Annotated in this window: 12 protein-coding genes; 4 read left to right on the forward strand and 8 right to left on the reverse strand. The window is 65.3% G+C overall.

The genetic code is table 11. The features are described 5' to 3' along the window. Positions 1–58 precede the first annotated feature (58 nt). From ACVWWJ_RS21510 to grxD, 4 genes are all read left to right on the forward strand, one after another. Positions 59–1,303, forward strand: a complete 1,245-nt coding sequence (locus ACVWWJ_RS21510) for an aminotransferase class I/II-fold pyridoxal phosphate-dependent enzyme (RefSeq protein ID WP_456969410.1) — start codon at positions 59–61, stop codon at positions 1,301–1,303. A 3-nt stretch (positions 1,304–1,306) separates the two neighbouring features. Beyond that, complete coding sequence (locus tag ACVWWJ_RS21515) at positions 1,307–1,921, forward strand: GDSL-type esterase/lipase family protein (protein ID WP_159889500.1); 615 nt, start codon at positions 1,307–1,309, stop codon at positions 1,919–1,921. A gap of 187 nt (positions 1,922–2,108) precedes the next feature. After that, positions 2,109–2,978, forward strand: a complete 870-nt coding sequence (locus ACVWWJ_RS21520; RefSeq protein ID WP_456969411.1) for a UDP-2,3-diacylglucosamine diphosphatase — start codon at positions 2,109–2,111, stop codon at positions 2,976–2,978. A gap of 71 nt (positions 2,979–3,049) precedes the next feature. Further along, entirely contained in the window at positions 3,050–3,973 is a 924-nt protein-coding gene (gene grxD / locus ACVWWJ_RS21525) for a Grx4 family monothiol glutaredoxin (protein WP_456969412.1), read from the forward strand. Positions 3,974–4,156: 183 nt separating this feature from the next. Here the strand turns inward: grxD and pbpC are convergent, their stop codons facing one another. From pbpC to mgtA, 8 genes are all read right to left on the reverse strand, one after another. Then, on the reverse strand, positions 4,157–6,508 hold the full coding sequence (gene pbpC, locus ACVWWJ_RS21530; protein ID WP_456969413.1) for a penicillin-binding protein 1C: 2,352 nt from the start codon (positions 6,506–6,508) through the stop codon (positions 4,157–4,159). After that, a complete protein-coding gene (locus tag ACVWWJ_RS21535) occupies positions 6,505–11,484 on the reverse strand; it encodes an alpha-2-macroglobulin family protein (RefSeq protein WP_456969414.1) in 4,980 nt (1,659 codons plus the stop codon). Before ACVWWJ_RS21535 ends, pbpC begins: the two co-directional genes overlap by 4 nt. A 93-nt stretch (positions 11,485–11,577) precedes the next feature. After that, on the reverse strand, positions 11,578–12,720 hold the full coding sequence (locus ACVWWJ_RS21540) for an acyltransferase family protein (RefSeq protein WP_456969415.1): 1,143 nt from the start codon (positions 12,718–12,720) through the stop codon (positions 11,578–11,580). A 106-nt stretch (positions 12,721–12,826) separates the two neighbouring features. Beyond that, entirely contained in the window at positions 12,827–13,540 is a 714-nt protein-coding gene (locus ACVWWJ_RS21545; protein ID WP_456969416.1) for a LytR/AlgR family response regulator transcription factor, read from the reverse strand. After that, the gene (locus tag ACVWWJ_RS21550; protein WP_456969417.1) at positions 13,537–14,610 is read right to left on the reverse strand and encodes a sensor histidine kinase; all 1,074 of its coding nucleotides are present in this window, start codon (positions 14,608–14,610) and stop codon (positions 13,537–13,539) included. Before ACVWWJ_RS21550 ends, ACVWWJ_RS21545 begins: the two co-directional genes overlap by 4 nt. Positions 14,611–14,645: 35 nt before the next feature. Next, complete coding sequence (locus ACVWWJ_RS21555; RefSeq protein WP_456969418.1) at positions 14,646–15,119, reverse strand: nuclear transport factor 2 family protein; 474 nt, start codon at positions 15,117–15,119, stop codon at positions 14,646–14,648. A 114-nt stretch (positions 15,120–15,233) separates the two neighbouring features. Then, entirely contained in the window at positions 15,234–15,740 is a 507-nt protein-coding gene (locus ACVWWJ_RS21560) for a hypothetical protein (protein WP_456969419.1), read from the reverse strand. An 87-nt stretch (positions 15,741–15,827) separates the two neighbouring features. Further along, complete coding sequence (mgtA, locus tag ACVWWJ_RS21565; RefSeq protein ID WP_159889518.1) at positions 15,828–18,455, reverse strand: magnesium-translocating P-type ATPase; 2,628 nt, start codon at positions 18,453–18,455, stop codon at positions 15,828–15,830. Positions 18,456–18,571 lie beyond the last annotated feature (116 nt).

The raw sequence follows: 18,571 nt of genomic DNA on the forward strand, positions 1-18,571 counted from the left end.
ACGATCCGATGACGACCGCCGGGAACGGGCCCGGCGGCATGCACCGGAAGTCCTGTACGTGTCCTCGATCAAGCCCAGCGCGCACCTGGCGGAAGTGCGCTATGAAATCCGCGGCGCCCTCACCCGGCGTGCCCGCGATATGGAAGCGGCCGGCCAGCCGATCATCAAGCTCAACATCGGAAACCCCGGCCGCTACGGCTTCGCCACCCCGCCGCACCTGCGCGAGGCGATCGGCGCCCACCTGACCGATAGCGAAGCCTACGGCCACGAACAGGGCCTGGAAGAGGCGCGCGAGGCCATCGTGGCCCAGCAGAAAGCCCGTGGCTCGTTCGGCATCGATGTGGAGCGCGTTTTCATCGGCAACGGCGTAAGCGAGCTCATCGACATTTCCCTGCGCGCCCTGCTCCAGCCCGGCGACGAAGTGCTGCTGCCCAGCCCGGACTACCCGCTGTGGAGTGCCGCGACCATCCTCAACGACGGTAGCCCGCGCTATTACCGCTGCCTGGCGGAGAACCGGCACCTGCCGGATCCCGACGAGATCGAATCCCTGATCGGCCCGCGCACGCGCGCCCTGGTGCTGATCAACCCGAACAATCCCACCGGCGCCGTCTACCCGAAAGCGCTTCTCGAGCGCATCGTCGAGGTCGCCCGGCGCCACGGACTATTGCTGCTCTGCGACGAAATCTACGACGAGATCCTCTACGACGACACGCCGTTCCAGCCGCTGGCCGCTATCGCAGGCGATCATCCCTGCGTGAGCTTCGGTGGCCTGTCGAAGGTGCACCGCGCCTGTGGCTACCGCGTCGGCTGGATGAGCCTGTCGGGCGACCCGCGTCGCACCGCCGAATATCGGGACGCGCTCCAGCTGCTCGCCGCGCTGCGCCTGTGCGCCAACGTGACCGCGCAGTGGGCCGTGCGCCCTGCCCTGCTCGACAAGCCGACCATCGGCGCGCTTACCTCGCCGGGCGGCCGCCTTCACCAGGCGCGCCAGACCGTGCTCGACCATGTGGCCGCCAGCCCCTTCCTCGACGTCGTCGCGCCGGGCGGCGCGATTTACGCCTTCCCGCAGATCCGGGCGGAAGCCATCGCGCACTTCGACGACACCGCCTTCGCCCTGCGTCTCCTTGAAGAGGAGAGCGTACTCGTCGTTCCGGGGACCAGCTTCAACCTCTCGGCAAGCCGCCACCTGCGCCTTACGCTGTTGCCCGAACCCGCCCAGCTGGCCGAGGTGTTCGTACGCATGGGTCGCGTGCTCACCCGCATGGCCAACCAGGCGACGCCTGCCGCCAGCGCGGTCGCCTGAGCCGTGGCGGAAGCAACCTTCCTCGCCCTTGGCGACTCCTACACGATCGGTGAAGGCGTCCCGACCGAAGGACGCTGGCCCGTGCAACTGGTCGGGCGACTGCGCGAACGTGGGGTCATGCTCGGCGATCCGCGGATCATTGCCACGACCGGTTGGACCACTGACGAATTGTCGACGGCGATGGACGACGCCGGCCTGCGCGGCAGCTTCAGCCTGGTGACCCTGTTGATCGGGGTAAACAACCAGTACCGCGGCCGCTCCGCCAGCGAATACCGCGAGGAATTCCTCGCCCTGCTTCATCGCGCCATTGCGCTGGCCGGCGACTCCCGCCGCGTCGTCGTGGTGTCGATTCCCGACTGGGGCGTTACGGCGTTTGCCGAAGGCCGTGATCGGGCGGTTATCGGCAGCGAGATCGATACGTTCAATGCGATTGCGCGCGATGAGACCGTACGCGCGCATGCGCGCTGGGCGGACGTAACGCCGGCCTCGCGCGCTGCGGGTGCGAAGGCGGGCATGCTCGTGGAGGACGGTCTGCATCCGTCCGCGGCGCAGTATGCGACCTGGGTGGATGTGATTCTGCCCGAGGCGCAGGCCGCCCTGAGGGAACTTCATCGCTGATCGCCGCTGAAGCGGCTCCCACAGAAAGGCCGCTACCGTGCTTCAAAGCCGCTACCGCGCTCGGCTTTGTGTGGGAGCCGCTTCAGCGGCGATGCTCTCCCGCAACACGCCTGCAACACCCCCGCCACGCCCCGGTTACCTGCGAGGCCGACACTGACGTCCCGGGACAACCCGGGAAACCGACGTCATGGCCAAGCTCTCCTGCCGCAGCGCTTTCATCTCCGACGTGCATCTGGGCACGCCGGACTGCAAGGCTGCCTACCTGCTCGACTTCCTCAAGAACCTCGATTGCGAGCGGCTGTACCTGGTCGGCGATATCGTCGATCTGGAAGCGCTCGCCAAACGCCACTGGTGGCATCCGGACCATAGCGCGGTGATCGCCGAGCTGATCGCCATGGCGGCGAAAGGCATCGAAGTGATCTACCTGCCGGGCAACCACGACTTCCAGATGCGTGGCCTCGCCGGCTCGACCATTGCGGGTATCCGGGTGGAGCTCGACGCGGTCCACGAAGGTGCCGACGGCCGCCGCTACAGGGTGAGCCACGGTGACGAGTACGATCCCGAACACATCGGCCGCAGCTGGATCGCCTGGCTGGGCGACAACCTGCACCGCTTCATCTGCTGGGCAAACCGCAGGGTACACGCGGTGCGCAAGCGTCTCGAACTGCCCTACATGCCGCTCTCGATCATCCTGAAGTCGCATGTCGGAGCCGCCCTGGCCTACATTCGCGACTACGAGCAGCGAGTCGCCTCCGATGCGCGGGAGCGTGGCTTCGACGGGCATATCTGCGGCCACATCCACTTCGGCCACATCCGCTCGCTGGACGGCATCCTCTACATGAACGACGGCGACTGGGTGGAGCACTGCACGGCCCTGGTCGAGGATATGAGCGGCGCCATGGAGCTCATCCACTGGACCGAGCGCTGCACCCACCTCGGTCGCGCCAGCCGTGAGACTGTCCTGCCCTCGCCGGATGCCGTGCGCGGCTTCGCCCCGCTGGTCGATTGCCGGCCAGATCTGGCGGAATTGACAACGGAAGTGTCGCTAGCGGGTTGAAACGGACTCGCGGGGGGCCCATGTGCCACGGATGCCGGTAAAATGGCCCCCTCTCTTTCCGCGGTGACCCCATGGCCCTCGATACACCTACCCGCGAGCGCATCGACACCCTCCTTGCCGAGCACCAGGTCGTGCTCTTCATGAAGGGCACGCGCCAGCAGCCGATGTGCGGCTTCTCGGCAGCGGCGACCAATACGCTCAATGACATCATCCCGACCTACCACACGGTCAACGTGCTGGAAGATCCGGAAATCCGCGAGGGCATCAAGGAGTACGGCCAGTGGCCGACCATCCCGCAGCTCTACGTGAAGGGCGAGCTGGTCGGTGGGTCGGACATCATCCGCCAGATGTACACCAGCGGTGAGCTCTACACCCTGTTCGGCGCCAGCGCGCCGGATCGTACCCCGCCGGAAATCACCATCACCGAGAAGGCTGCCGAAGCCATTCGCGGCGGCATGGCCAATGCCCAGGGCATGGCCCTGCACCTCGAGATCGGTCCGGACCACAGCGCGGGGTTCCAGCTCGCTCCCGCCGGTGATTTCGACATTGTCGTCGTCGCCAGCGGCATCGAAGTCCATTTCGATCCGGGCAGCGCCGCACGCGCGAAGGGCGTGGTCATCGACTGGGTCACCACCGTCCAGGGCGAAGGCCTCAGCCTGAAGTTTCCCGGCGCCGTCGAGATCGACACGCTCAACGTCCATCAGCTGAAGGACCGCCTCGCCGCCGGGGACATCACCCTCGTCGACGTACGGCCGGCTCACGCCCGTGCCCTCGCCGCGCCGCTGGCCGGTGCGCGCATCCTCGAAGAGGAAGGCTACGAAGCACTGGCCCAACTGCCGAAGGACGCGTCCATCGCCTTCATCTGTCACCACGGCGTGTCCAGCCGCGCTGCGGCCGATCGCTTCGCCGCTCACGGTTTCACGCAGTTGTTCAATGTCGAAGGCGGCATGGACGCGTGGTCCCGTGAAGTGGACCCGACAGTTCCGCGCTACTGATCGCTGACGTAGGAGCCGCTTCCTGTGGGAGCCGCTGCAATCATGTGGGAGCCGCTGCTCCATGTGGGAGCCGCTTCAGCGGCGATAGCCAGATTGCCTCAACGCCATCGCCGGCATAGCCGGCTCCCACACAATGCTGGGTTCCCAGACAAAACGGCGCCTTTTCGGGCGCCTTTTTTTTCGTCAGCGCGGCGCCAGCACGTGCAATGTGATGCGGGCGAACGGGCCGTTCTGCGCAACGGCCGTGATCTGGTGGTCGCCGGCCTGCGGCAACGCGATCTGCAGCGACGCAGCGCCGACGCTCGCGCCCTGCAGGCGCCCGTCCAGCAGCCATTGCACATCATCGATGGTGCCCAGCGCATTGACCGTGACGCGCAGGGGCTCGGTCGCGTTGGTCGGCTTACGAAGCGTCACGCCGTCAGCGACACCGGCAATGCGAATGGGACTCGCCGCATCGAGGGAATCCGCTGCGCACGTCGGTGCCAACGGGGGAAGAGTCGATGCGACAAGATCGTCCGACGACAGCCAGGGCATGGCGAGTGCGGGCCATCGCGCCACCGTGATCGTGCGCGCGCCGGTCGCGTCGCAGCCGCCGCTCAGGCGGCGCCCCTTGTTGTCTACATGCAGCACGACACGACCGCTCGCCCACGCGGTGACACCACGCTCGGCGAACGTGGGCGGCAAGGTCTTGCCGAGGATCCAGCTTGAATGACGCTGACGACATTGCTCTGGCGGCGTAGCGGAAACCGCACCGCCGAGGGGCCAGCAGATATCCACCTTGCTGACGCTTGCCGGCTGGGGTGCGTGCATACGGCTGCGCGACACGGGCAGCATGCCGTTCACCGCGAAGAGCAACGGCAGCGAGGTCACTGCACCGTACTGTCCGGGCGAAGGTGTGCCATCCGGGCGTCCGATCCAGACCCCGATCGTCCAATCATCAGAGACGCCCATGGCCCAAGCGTCCCGGTAGCCGTAACTCGTGCCGGTCTTCCAGGCCAGGGGTGCCGGCGTACGCGCCGTCCCTTCCATCGGCCCGCCCTCCACCGACGCCGGATTACTGGCAAGGACGTCGCGCACGATCCATGCAGCGCCTGGCGAAAGCAGCTGGCGCGGCTGATACGGATCCGCCGGCGTGAAGCGCGGCGGCGCCGCGATGCCCCGATTGGCGAATGCGCTATAAGCACCCACCAGATCTTCCAGTCGCGCGGATGCCCCGCCGAGAATGACCGAGAGATTCGGTTGTGCTCCCTCGGGCAGGTGCAGATCGACGCCGCCCGCGGCCAGGCGAGCGACGAACCGGTTCGAGCCCACGTGATCGAGCACGTCTACCGCGGGAACGTTGAGAGATGACTGCAAGGCATCCGCAACACTGACTGGCCCGTGGAAGGCTTCGTCGAAGTTCCCCGGCCGGTAGCCACCGAAATCCTGCGGCGCATCGACCAGCAAGCTGCCCGAGCCGATCAGCCCGTCGTCGAGAGCGAGGCCGTAAAGGAATGGTTTCAACGTCGAGCCGGGCGAACGTTGCGCGTGCACCATGTCGACGTGCCCGAAACGTAGCGGATCGGCGAAGGCCGCCGTACCGACGTAGACGCGAGCCTCCATCGTGGCGTTGTCGACAACGAGCACGGCCGCCGAGGTGTGCGGCGGCAGCCGGGAAAGATAATCGGTTACCCGGTCTTCGATCGCGCGCTGCAGCGGCGCATCCACCGTGGTCACGATCCGGCGTGCGCCGGGGTCCCGCTGATGCAGGCGTTCGGCGAGCAACGCGGCATCCAGCGGTGAACGCAATGAACGGGCGACCACGGGCTCGATGGCAGCGTCACGCACTTCCGCATCGCTCCAGCGGCCGAGTTCGCGCATGCGTCGAAGTACCTTGTCGCGAGCCTCCCTTGCCGCGGCGGCATGACGGTCCGGGCGCAGACGACTCGGCGACTGCGGCAACACTGCCAAAAGCGCGGCTTCCGCATGCGACAGTCTGCTCGCCGGCTTGCCGAGGTAGGCCCATGAGGCCGCTTCGACCCCCTGGATGGGACCACCGTAGGGCGCGTGGGTCAGGTACAGATCGAGGATCTGCGCTTTCGAAAGATGCGCTTCGAGCTGCAGGGCGCGGAAGATCTGCACGATCTTTCCGGCGAAGGTATGCGGAATAGGATCGATGCTGCGCGCCACCTGCATGGTGAGCGTGGATCCGCCCGAAACGACGTGCCCGTGCCAGGCACCGCCGGCTGCGCCGCGCAGCAGTGCCCAGGGGTTGACCCCCGGGTGCCAGCGGAACCAGCGGTCCTCGTACGTCAGGAGTGCATCGAGATAGAGCGGCGATACCTGTGCCGCCGTAACCTGCTGGCGCCATACGCCGTCGCTATCGGCGAACGCGCGCAATGGTGTGCCATCACGCGCGACCACCACGCTGCTGATGCCGTCGGGCCCGGGCAGTCGCAGCGGAAACGCACGATCGAGTACCACCGCAACGATGACCACCGACACCAGTACGATCAGGAAAGCCCGCCCCCGTCGACGGACTGTCCCCGCTTTCACGGTTCGCCCACCGTCAAGCTCGAAAGGGTGGTCGTGCCGACGCCGCGAACGGCCGGGCGATACATGTCTTCCACCAGCGGCGGCGGCACGACATACGTGCCCGGCGTGACCGCGCGAACCAGGTAGAACACATGGGCGGCCTGACCACGCCGCAGCTTCAAGGCCGCGGCGTAACGGTCGTCACGGTACTCCTCGTGCACGATGTCGGCGGCGCCTTCGTGCTCCTCCATCTCGATGCCATCCACGACGACGCCCTTCCACTGCTGCGCGCCACCGAGATTGAGGTTCTCGATCTCGAGGCCACCCGGCACGAGATCGGTCACCAGCGCGTCGGGCATGTCCATGCGTGCCTCGATGGTGAGTCCGACGATCAGGGTGTCGCCTTCCTTGAGCGCCTTGCCCGTCCAGGACTGTCCGTCCGTGGTGTAGTACGCGCGGCGGACGTCCACCTGTGCCTGATCGGCGGCGGGTGCCTTCTGCGGAATACCGGCCACGTCGAGCGTCGCGAAAATCGTGGCGTCGCCTTCCAGCTGCACGGTGACACCTGAGCCTAGTTCGGCGGCGGTAACGTCACGAGTAAACAGGAAGCGGCCGTCCGGCACGGCTTCCTTAGTCGCGCCGACCTGGAGCGTCGCCGACAGCGGACGGTTGTCGCCGGCACCGAATACATGCGCGACGCGAGCGATGGCGACCTGCTCCTGGGTGCTGAGGTAAGACCACGACCAGTGGTAGTACGGCACTTTCTCCTGCATGGAGCGGACGTTGGCTGTCGCGTTCCTGGCCCAGTCGACCAGCTTCGCGTCGTACTCCGGCTTGCCCACGCCATAGGCATGGGTAAGTGCGACCATGGTGCCGAGGTCACGCAGGTCGGAACCGTAATCACCGACATACCACGGCCGTTCCTTGCTCCACGCGAAGGCTTCGTCGATCGCCTTTTGCGCACGCTCGGTATCACCCATCAGCTTCAGCGCAATACCAAGATGGACCAGCGGTAGTGGACCGACGAGCTTGTTGCGCTCGTTGTCGAACAGGTTACGAAGCGTCCCCAACGGGGCGCGGTTCACACGGGCCAGCACGAAGCCGGCGTAGGCTTCATCGGCCAGTCGCATATGGTCGTGCTGTTCGTAGCCGTAGTACGGGTGACCGCCAGCGAGCAGATCGTCGCTGGTACGTTGCAGGGCCTTCTGCAACACGTCGTCCGGCACGGCGAACCCTGCCTCGCGGGCGTCGAGCATGAAGTCGATCACGTAAGGCGTGATGAAGGTCTCGATCGGGCTGGTGCCGCCCCAGAAGCTGAAGTGACCATTGCTCGCCTGGAAGGACGCGATACGGGCCAGCGCCGTATCCACGGCCGAACGCTGCGCGGCTGGACTCAGGCCCGCCGTGCCGAGCATCTTTGCGGCCTTCTCATCCATGTACAGCGCCGCGTAGCCCTTGCTCGTGGTCTGCTCGATACAGCCGTAGGGGTAGCTCAACAATCCCCGCAGTGCAGCCGCATAAGGCAGGGGCGGCAACGTGCTGAGGGTGATCCGACCGAGCAGGGTCGACGGCACGTAACCGGCAGCGAGGGAGCCATCCAGGTGGGTGGCCTTGCCGCCCTCGATCGCCATCGGAACGGTCTTCACTTCCTCCGGCCAGGCGCTGCGCACGGAGAATTCAAAGTGGCGATCGACGCTGAAGTCGTTGAGTTCTGCGTGAATGTCGACCTTGGCGACGTCGATGCCGGCGGACGCCGTGACCGGCATCGTCAGCACGGTTCCCGCACCATTCTTGAGTGCAGCCGATTGCGTCGCGTTATCGATGTGGATGAGGCCTGTGCCCTTCACGGTGACTTTTGCGACGCCGTCCTTGCCGGACATGTTCTTCAGATCGATCGTGATCCGTGCCTTGTCGCCACCGGCCATGACTCGCGGTGTGCCCGGCTCGACGACCAGCGGTGCCCGCACGGTCACCTGTCCGTCGGCGTTGCCGAAGCGGTCGTCGCCGAATGCCAGCGCGGTTACGCGAAGGCTGCCGTTGAAGTCGGGCACATCGACGTGCACGACGGCCTTGCCGTTCGCATCGAAAGCCACCGGGCCGGCGAACAGATCGACGATCTTCACCTTCGGATTGAGGCGCGTGGCCTTGGGCAAGCCCTTGCCGCCCATGTCGCCGCCATAACGCAGCTTCGCGGTGGCGCCGTCCATCGCCTCGATCACGCGACTGTAGAGATCGTACGCATCGATCACCATGGCGCGCTTGGCGAACATCCATGCCCAGGCGTCCGGCACCGGATAGTTCGTGATGTTGAGAACACCCTGGTCCACGGCGGCCACCGCGACAAAGGCACGCTTGCCAGCGAGGCCGTCCGCCTGCACCGTCACGTCCAGCGGATTGCCGGGACGCATAGTTGCCGGAACGCTGAGCTTGAGCGGAATGCGGCGATCGTTACGATCCATGGCGACATGCTCGATGCCCATCGCACGTGCGGGTGTCGTCTTGTCGCTGGCCTGGCCACCGCGGAAGGCGAGTGCCACGACGTGGACGTCGTGGCGCTCCCACTCAGCCGTGACCGGGATATCGAACGTCGCACCGGCCTTCGCATCGATGTTACGCGTGTAGAGCAGATGATCCGACTCGACCAGCAACATGCCCGGACCGGGCTGCGGCGGTGTGATGGTCACCTTCATCGTGTCGCCGGCACGGTAGCGCGCCTTGTCCAGCGCCACCTTGACCTTGTCCGGGCGCGCTTCCTTACCCGTGTTCTCGTCGTCCCAGCTATAACCGGCGAAGAAAGGGAAAACCGTCGTCAGCTTCGTCTCCGGATCGAAAACCTCGACGCGGTAACCGCCCCACGACACCGGAAGGTCGAGCTTCACGCTCTTGCCGGCGGCGACGTCCACGTCGTGCTCTTCCATCAGCTCGAGGCTGACGTTGGCATTCGACTTCCAGTCGTCACCATGCTCGTACAGCCAATAGAACGAACGGATCTCGCGCTGCAGGCGCACCTTCAGGTGCTGCCCCGCCACCAGTTTGCCGTCCGCATTGGCGCGGACGATCTCGAACGAAGCGTTGCTCTCGCTCAGCGCGCCCTGCTTCGGATCGAACAGCGGACGGACACCGACCAGGTTGGGTGCCGGCCAATAGACCTTGTTCATGACGCGTGTGACGGCGCGACCACCTGATTCGTACACACTGCCGGACAGCACGAAGCTCATCGGACCCACGGGCTTCACGTCATCGGGGATGGCGATCTCCTGCTCCAACTGACCCTTGTCGTCCAGAGGCTGGTCGACAATGTCGTCGGCACTCTTGTGTACCGCAACCAGGGGATCGCCGAAGAACGTGTCCTGCATCGTAGGCAGCGGGTGGACCTCCGGCCCGACGAACAGCTTCGCCGTGAACCGGTTGCCAGCAGCCGGTGCGCCAAACAGGTAGCTCGACTCCACCTTGAGGCGCAGAGGCTCGTCCGGCACGACGTGTGTCTGCGGGCTGGTGAGAGCGACCTTCAGGCGTTCGGGCAGGAACTCTTCGACGTGGAACGGAAAGGCCTGCACCGACTCCTTGCTCGCGGGATCGAGCCGGAACTCCATCTGCCACAGGCCCGTCGGCGCATCGGCGGGAATGGCCTGCTTCAGTTCGTAATAGTTGAGTTCGCCGGGTTCGATCCGGGTGTCGACCAGCGCGCGGCCATCCGGCTGCTTGAGACGCACGTAAACCGTCTGCTGCTTCATCGGCTTGCCGTCGTAGTCACGAAGCAAGGCGGATACGCGCATGTCCTCGCCCGGGCGATAAAGATCGCGGCCCGACCAGGCATACACCTCGAAAGGTGCCTGGCGGCGGCCCGTCACATCGAAGTTGGAGACATCCAGTGCCGGACGGTTGAACGGCAGCACGGATACGTCGCTACCGTGGCGCGCGACGAGCACGTCGTTCGCATCCACCTTGTATTCGAGCAGGGCGTTGCCCTTGTCGTCCGTCGTCGCCGAGAGGCGAGCCTGCCCATCTTCGCCATCGATCTCGACCTTGACGCCGCTGACCGGCGAACCGTCCTTGAGCGAGGCGACGTGCAGCAGTGCGTTGTCCTTGTAAACGCGCAGGTGCAGGCCGAGGTCGCTCACGAAGAAGACCGACGTGTCATACGCGTCGGCGAACGATCCGCCGCGCCGAAGTACGGCCATGTAGACGCCGGGATCTTTTAGCTGGGCGATATCCTGGACGGGAATGAAGCTTACGGAGCGGGCGTTTTTCTCGCCGGGCAGTGTGTAGTGATTCGCGTACACCGACTGTCCGATCTCAGTCAGCGGTGTAGGTGTGCCGGCACCGGCATTGCAGGAACGGTAACTGCTCGGCTCGAAGTCGAGCTCGTAGCTTTCCTGCCGCTTACCGACCGAATAGGTACAGAACAAGCGCGACAGCTGGTCGTCCTTGATCCGGAAGAACTCAATATTCGCGTCCTGGACGTTCATCGAGACGATCGGAAGGCCGCGCGTGCCCCGGGCAGGCAGCACGCTGCCCTTGGACGCGAAGCCGACGGCCGCCGGGAGGTCACCGGAGAACACATCGTGGCGCTGGTCGCCGGGCAACGTACGCCCGTCCGCTGCCAGCAACGTGGTCTTCACCGTGACGGCGTAGTGCGTGTTCGCCGTCACGAACGGGAAGGTGAGCGTCTTCCGGTCGCTGTCGAGCGTCCAGCTGCCCTTGACGTTCTCGCCGTTGGGCCCGGTGACAACGACGCGCTCGTCGAACGGCTGCGCATCCACCAGGGGCGCTGTGAAGGTCAGCACCAGCTCACTGCGCGCGTCGCGGAAGCGACTGCTCGCCGAGGCGACACCGAAATCCTGCTTGCTTCCTCTGGCCGCCGCTGGCGTGGCTCCCTGAAGAGCGGGTTTATCTCCCTCGTCGTGCCGGCAGGCACTCATGAGGGCAAATGCAGATAGCAGACCGCACACAACAACGATGCCGCCGATACGGCGGACCTTCCTATGGTTCGACATGTTGGTTCCCTGTGAGTCGACAAAGTGTCGCACGACCTCGTGGCGATTTCGAGGCGTCGGACGGGCACGTTCGGGATGACGCTTTCCGACGTGTCAGGTCACCGCGGAGGGTAGTGACGGCTCCGCCGTGCGTTGTGTCCGTCGATGCCGCCAACGCAGGAAGGGCCGCTCCACGCCGTAATGGAGGAGTGCACCGCCGGCCAGCGTCGCGACCACGTAAACGGCAAAGCGCAGCAACGGGTTGTCCACGGGGTGGCTGACCAGCGCCGCCTGCACCAGCATGAACACGCCCTTGTGGCTCAGATACAGGCTGTACGACGCCGACGCCAGCCAGCCCGCGCCGGGAATCTTCAGGCGCGCGAACCACGTGGCCCCGGTGCCGGTGGCGACGAAGGCCATCATCGCCAGCGCGACCAGCGGGTATCCGATAACGCAGGGCCAGAAGTCGGCACGGGCGGCGTCGAAAAGCACGATAGCGGCAGCGAGCAGCGCCGCGCCCAGCGCCAGCAGCAGGTTCACACGCGCATGTACCCAGGCGAACCAGAGCGGGCGGTAGACGCCGCAGGCCGCCAGCGCGACGCCGGCGACGAGACCATCGAGTCGGGCCCAGGTCGGGTAGTACAGATAGCGCAGGTATCGCAGGCCGCGGTCGTCCGCCGGGCCGCCCGCGCTACTTCCGGCAGGTCCGACGAAATGCGTCCATAGCCACGCGCGCAGCACGACGCCGCCAAGGACCACGATGGCGGCCACCATGGCGAACTTCCAGGCCGCTGGCTTGCGTGTCAGCACATACGCAAGCAACGGAAACACCACGTAGAAATGTTCTTCGACACAGAGCGACCACACGTGGGAGAAGGCGTAGTTATCGTCGTTGTCGTACTGAAGGTTGAAGGTGAAAGTGAGGAACTGCCACAGCGGCTGCATCCCCTTCGTTTCGGGCCACGCCGGCCAGAGTTCGTACAGCGCGAGCACGACGAAAAAAACAGGAAGAATGCGGACGAAACGCCGCTTGTAGAAGGCCGGGAAATCGAGCGTCCCGGTCCGCTGCAACGCCTTGAACACCTGCGTCCCGATCAGGTGGCCACTGAGCACGAAGAACAGGTCCACGCCCATCCATCCGGACCACTGGAAAAGGCCGTATCCATCGCCCAGACCGCCGATCAGGTAGCTGTGGAAGAGGATGACCCACGCGATAGCGGCGGCACGGAGGGTGTCGAGGCCGGCAAGGCGGGGCATGGGCAGTCCTTCGCATGGTTGTTGCGTGAATGTGCGCGATGACGGTGCGCGGCGCGGGGCAGGAAAGTGGCAATTCGAAGACGCGGGGCCAGGGTAACCGACGAGGCTACGGGCGTCCCTGATGAAGCACGGCGAGCAAGGCGTCGATATAGGTACGGCTCGCGCGCAGGGTCGTGCCGTCGCGCAGGCGAAGCACGGCGTCACGATTAGGGCGCGGCTGGATCTCCGCCACCTGGTCCACGCGGACGATCGCCGACCGATGCACACGCAGGAACCTCGCCGGATCCAGTTTGCGCGACAGAACGGTCAGTGTCTCGCGCAGCAGGTGGCGCTGCCCGCTCACGTGCAAGGCCGCGTAGTCACCGTCGGCTTCGATCCAGGTGATCTCCGTTGCCTCGACGAAGCTCAGGCGCGCACCGATCCGGATGCTGAAGCGCTCCGGCCACTGTGGCGTCAATGCTCGCCCGAGTTGCCGGCGAGCGCGCTCGATCGACTCGGCGAGACGCTCGTCGTCGATCGGCTTGAGCAGGTAGTCGATGGCGTTCAGTTCGAAAGCACGCAAGGCGAAGCTGTCGTGCGCAGTCAGCAGGATCGCCAGGGGTCGCTCCGCCGCGGGAATCATCGCCAGGGCGTCGAGTCCACTCAGGCCCGGCATCTGCACGTCGACGAACGCGACGTCGACGGCATCGTTCCGTAGCGCGGCCAATGCGTGGCCATCGCGGCACTCGGCCACGACGGTGACGTCCGGCTCGGCACGCAGGCGCGCCAGCACGCCGCTGCGCGCGAGTGGCTCATCGTCGACCACGGCGACCCGAATCACGCCCCTGCCTGCGACGGCGAAGACACACGCCGCGGCAATGCGACGGTCACGCGCCACTGCGCACCGGCCGGACCGGCCTCGAACCGATGGGCACCCGGATAGAGTGCATCGAGACGGGCACGCACATTGGCAAGGCCCACGCCGTGTCCGTCGATCGCGACGCCGTCGAGCGTGGCATCGTCGATCCTGTCGTTCGCCACTTCCACACGAAGGAAGTCTGCCTCTCGCAACACGCGGATCGACACCAGGCCGCCCTCCCCGCGTGGCGCGATGCCGTGGCGGATCGCATTCTCCACCAGCGGCTGCAGCAGAAGGTGGGGCACTAGCGCGTCGAGGGTGTCCGGCCCTGTCTGGATATCGACCTGCAGGCGGTCGCCCAGCCTGGCTTTCTCGATATCCAGATAGGCCAGGGTGAAGGCCACCTCGTCCCCTACCGTCACTTCGTGACCGTGTGTTTCTTCCAGCGTCGTGCGAAGGAAGTCGCCAAGGCGAGCAATCATGCGGGTGGCATCGCGCTTGCGATCATCATTGACCAGCGACGAAATCGCGTTGAGCGTGTTGAACAGGAAATGCGGCTGCAGCTGGTACTTCAGTGCACGCAGCTCGGCGTCGCGTGTGGCCTGCGCAGCCAGTACCAGACGTGCACCTTCGGCACGCAACGCCGCACGATGCAACACCATCGCCTGCAAGCCACAGAATGCGATGAGTGCCAGCCAGCAACCGTCGAGACCGCCGAAGATCCACACCCAGGTAACCTTCGCGCGCATCTCGGCGCTGGCCAGGTATTCCAGCGCGATCACCGCGTTGAGCACGGACATGGCGTAGCTCACCGGCAGCAGCACGGCCGCCATCGTCCACCAGCTGGCGCCGCGGCGCCACAACACACGCTGCAGCCAGCCCAGCGGCACGATCCAGGCGAGATACGACAGGGTATAGAACAGTCGAAACGCCAGCGCCTTCGGATCGGAGATCGACGAGGGAAAACCCATGATCACCATGCAGCCAAAAATCGGCAGGCCTGCGATCCAGGCCATGCCCGGCGATACCGTGACGTTCCGATCTTCCTGCATGACTACCCTTGGCCGACTGCCACCGATTGTATCGGTCAGAAGTTCGAGGAGTAGAGCATGGCCGCGATCTTCCAGCCGTTGTCCGTGCGGACCAGCTGCCACGTCTCGGCGCCGTGGTTGCCCACCTTGCCGTCCATCAGGAACTCGAAGTCGAAGTAGACCGAGGCCACGGAGCCGTCGGTTTCAATGCGTACGCTGTGGAAGCGTTCCTCGACGCTGCCTTTGGCCTTGGCGACGAAGTCGGTGAACTCCTGCCAGCTGCCCTGCTTGTAGCGGGTCACTTCGGGGTGCTTGGCCTTGACGTTGGTGAACGAAGGCTCGCCCAGCGTCGTGATCCACGCCTTGCTCTCGGGAAGGAACAGGTCGCCGAGGGCCTTGGCGTCCTTGGCCTTCAGCGAGACCTGGAAGCTGTCGACGACCTGCTGCACCTGCGCTTTCGGCGATTCGTCGGCGAAGCAGGGAATGGCGACGAAGAGCAGGAGGACGGCAAGAGGGAGGGCGCTACGCATACGGGTGGCCTCATCGGGATTAAGTGTCCGAGAAAACCAACAAAAACGCCCTGCTGCAAGATCACTCGCGGCAGGGCGGTCCGTTACTGCGACAAACCGGTTAAGGGCAGCCGCTTACAGGCAGCCGATCAGCCCGTCGTAGATGGACTTGCGGGTCATCGGGAGCTTTACCTCGAGCGGGTTCTTCACCGACATGAGCGCCTCGTAGAACGTCTCCACCGGGGTGTCCTTGGCGAGCGGCAGCTTGCACTTGAACAGCTTGGCGTTGACCTGCACGGCGCCCGACTTGCCGTTGATGTCGGTATAGCTACCTGCGAACGTCCACAGGCACTGCTTCACCGTGCCCTTGGTGGAATCGACCGAGCAGCGCAGCTGCATCGGCCGGAGGTTGGCGTAGTCTCCTTCGCAGAAGGTGTCGCCGCAGACGCCGCCGAACGCGCCGGCGAGGTGCTCCTCCAGTGCGACGAAGCGTTCGAGGCCGGCTTCGGACGCCGGCCAGTTGGTGGCGTCGACGTAGCGAGCCGTGGCCGGTGCCGGCGCGGGCTTCGGTGTCGTTTCCGTCTGCGCCATGGCGGCGACGGGAACGAACAGAAGTACGGCAGCGAGGGTGTTTCGAAGCATCGTGGTGTCTCCTTGGTTGGGGAGCACACATGACACCGTGTTTGCGGATGGGCGTCTGTCCCTCGACGCCCATGCCGCTGCGTAGTCTTACAACCAACGTCCGTAGCGGCGAATGTAGATCGTCTTCATCAGCTGCGTGAGCACGCAGTAGCTCACCAGCGTCACAGCCAGCCAGGCGAAATAGATACCCGGCAGCGGCACCATGCCGATGCGTGTGCCAAGACCCGAGTACGGAATCAGCATGCCGATTACCATGATTGCACCCGTGAGTGCGAGCACCGGCGCCGAAGCAACGCTCTGCAGGAACGGAACGCGGCGGGTACGAATCATGTGCACCACGAGGGTCTGCGAGAGCAGGCCTTCGATGAACCAACCCGACTGGAACAGCGACTGGTGCGCGACGTTGTTGGCACCGAAGTAATGCCACATCAGCCAGAACGTGGTGATGTCGAACACCGAGCTGACCGGGCCGATCCAGACCATGAAGCGACCGATATCCCCCGCGTCCCACTTGCGTGGCTGGCGCAGGTATTCCTCGTCCATGCGATCGAAGGGAATCGACAGCTGGGACAGGTCATACAGCAGGTTCTGCACGAGGATCTGCAGTGGCAGCATCGGCAGGAACGGCAGGAAGGCGCTCGCCACCAGCACGCTGAACACGTTGCCGAAGTTCGAGCTGGCGGTCATCTTGATGTACTTCATGATGTTGCCGAAGGTGACGCGACCTTCGATCACGCCCTCCTCCAGCACCATCAGGTTCTTCTCGAGCAGGATGATGTCCGCCGACTCCTTGGCGATATCCGTGGCCGTGTCGACCGAGATACCGACGTCCGCTTCGCGCAATGCGGGAGCATCGTTGATGCCGTCGCCGAGGAACCCGACGGTGTGGCCACGACGCTGCAGTGCCTTCACCACACGCGCCTTCTGCACCGGCGACATCTTCGCGAACACCGTGGTCTTCTCGACCATCGCATCGAGTGCGTCGTCGTCGAGCTGCTCGATGTCGCGACCCAGGGCGGACGCTGTCACGTCGAGGCCGACCTCGGTGCAGATCTTCCGCGTCACCGCCTCGTTGTCACCGGTAATGACCTTCACCGCGACGCCGTGGTGGTTCAGTGCGCGGATAGCCGTGGCGGCCGAGTCCTTCGGCGGATCGAGGAAAGCGAGGCAGCCAACCGCGGTCAGGCCCGACTCGTCAGCCACGCCGTAGGCACGCTCGCCCGCCGGGTCGCGGCGAATCGCGACGATGAGCACGCGCAGGCCGTCTTCGTTGAGCTCGTTCGTCATCGCGCGGATCTCGGCGCGCTTTTCCGACGTCATCGGCTCGGTCACGTCGCCGATGCGCGCCTCGGTGCAGATCTGCAGCATCTCCTCGACGGCCCCCTTGCAGACAAGCAGCTGCTCGCCGCGGCCGTCCGACACCACGACCGACATGCGGCGGCGCTGGAAGTCGAAGGGAATCTCGTCGACCACATGGAAGCGGGCAGCGATAGGCTCCAGGTCGCGATGCGTCAGCACCGCCTTGTCCATGAGGTTGCGCAGGCCGGTCTGGAAGCGGCTATTGAGGTAGCCGTATTCCAGCGCGTCGTCGGAGTCGTCGCCGTTGAGATCCACGTGACGCTCGAGCACGATCTTGTCCAGCGTGAGCGTGCCGGTCTTGTCCGTGCAGAGCACGTCCATCGCGCCGAAGTTCTGGATCGCGTTTAGGCGTTTGACCACCACCTTGCGCTTCGACATGGCGATCGCGCCCTTGCCGAGGTTGGCGGTGACGATCAGCGGCAGCATTTCCGGCGTCAGGCCCACGGCCACCGACAGGCCGAACATGAAGGCCTCGAGCCAATCGTGCTTGTCGAAGCCGTTGATCAGGAAAACGATCGGGACCATGACCGCCATGAAGCGGATCAGCAGCCAGCTGACCGAGGAAATACCGCGGTCAAAGCTCGTCTGCACACGCTCGCCGGACAACGTATGCGCGAGCGAGCCGAGGTAGGTGCGCGAACCGGTGGACAGGACCACAGCCGTCGCCGTGCCGGACACCACGTTGGTGCCCATGTAGCAGACCGTCGGCAGGTCCAGCGGACCATCGGCAGAGCCCGGGCCGGTGGTCGCGTTCGGGGCAGCCTTCTCCACCGGCAACGATTCACCGGTGAGGATCGCCTGGCTGATGAACAGGTCCTTGGCGGCGAGCAGGCGCAGATCGGCTGGCACCATGTCGCCAGCGCCCAGATGGACGATGTCGCCGACCACCAGCTCTTCGACCGGGACCTCGATGCGCTCGGCGTGGCCGTCCTCGGCACGGCGGGTCACCGTGGAGGTATTGCGGACCATGGCCTTGAGCTTCTCGGCCGCCCGGGAGGACCGGAACTCCTGCGTAAACGAGAGCAGGACGCTGATGCCGACCATGACCGCGATGATCACGGGTCCGGTGAGGTCGTCCGAATCGGTGACCAGCTGCACCACCGCAAGCACCAGCAGCACGATGATGAACGGGTTACGGAACGCATGCAGCAACTGGATCGACCAGTGCGGCGGTTTCTCGTGCCCGACTTCGTTGATGCCGTCGCGGTCGAGCCGCTCGGCGATGGCCTCCTCGTCGAGGCCGTCGAGACGGGCATCCAGCGAGCGCAGCAGCTCATCGGCCGGACGGTAGGCGTCGGCGCTGACGTTGGTGAAGGCTTTGGCGGCGACGGCCGCCTGCGAGGACTGCTTCTTCATGGCTCACTGCCTTTCCGGACGATCTCTCCGGACGGGCGCGAGCGGCTCTCAGCTGGCAGCTGAAGGCGTGCGCGCCGGCGCGGAGCCGACGTTCGGTTTCCGGGTAATCGTGACGG

The sequence above is a fragment of the Luteibacter sp. HA06 genome (genome assembly GCF_054061215.1).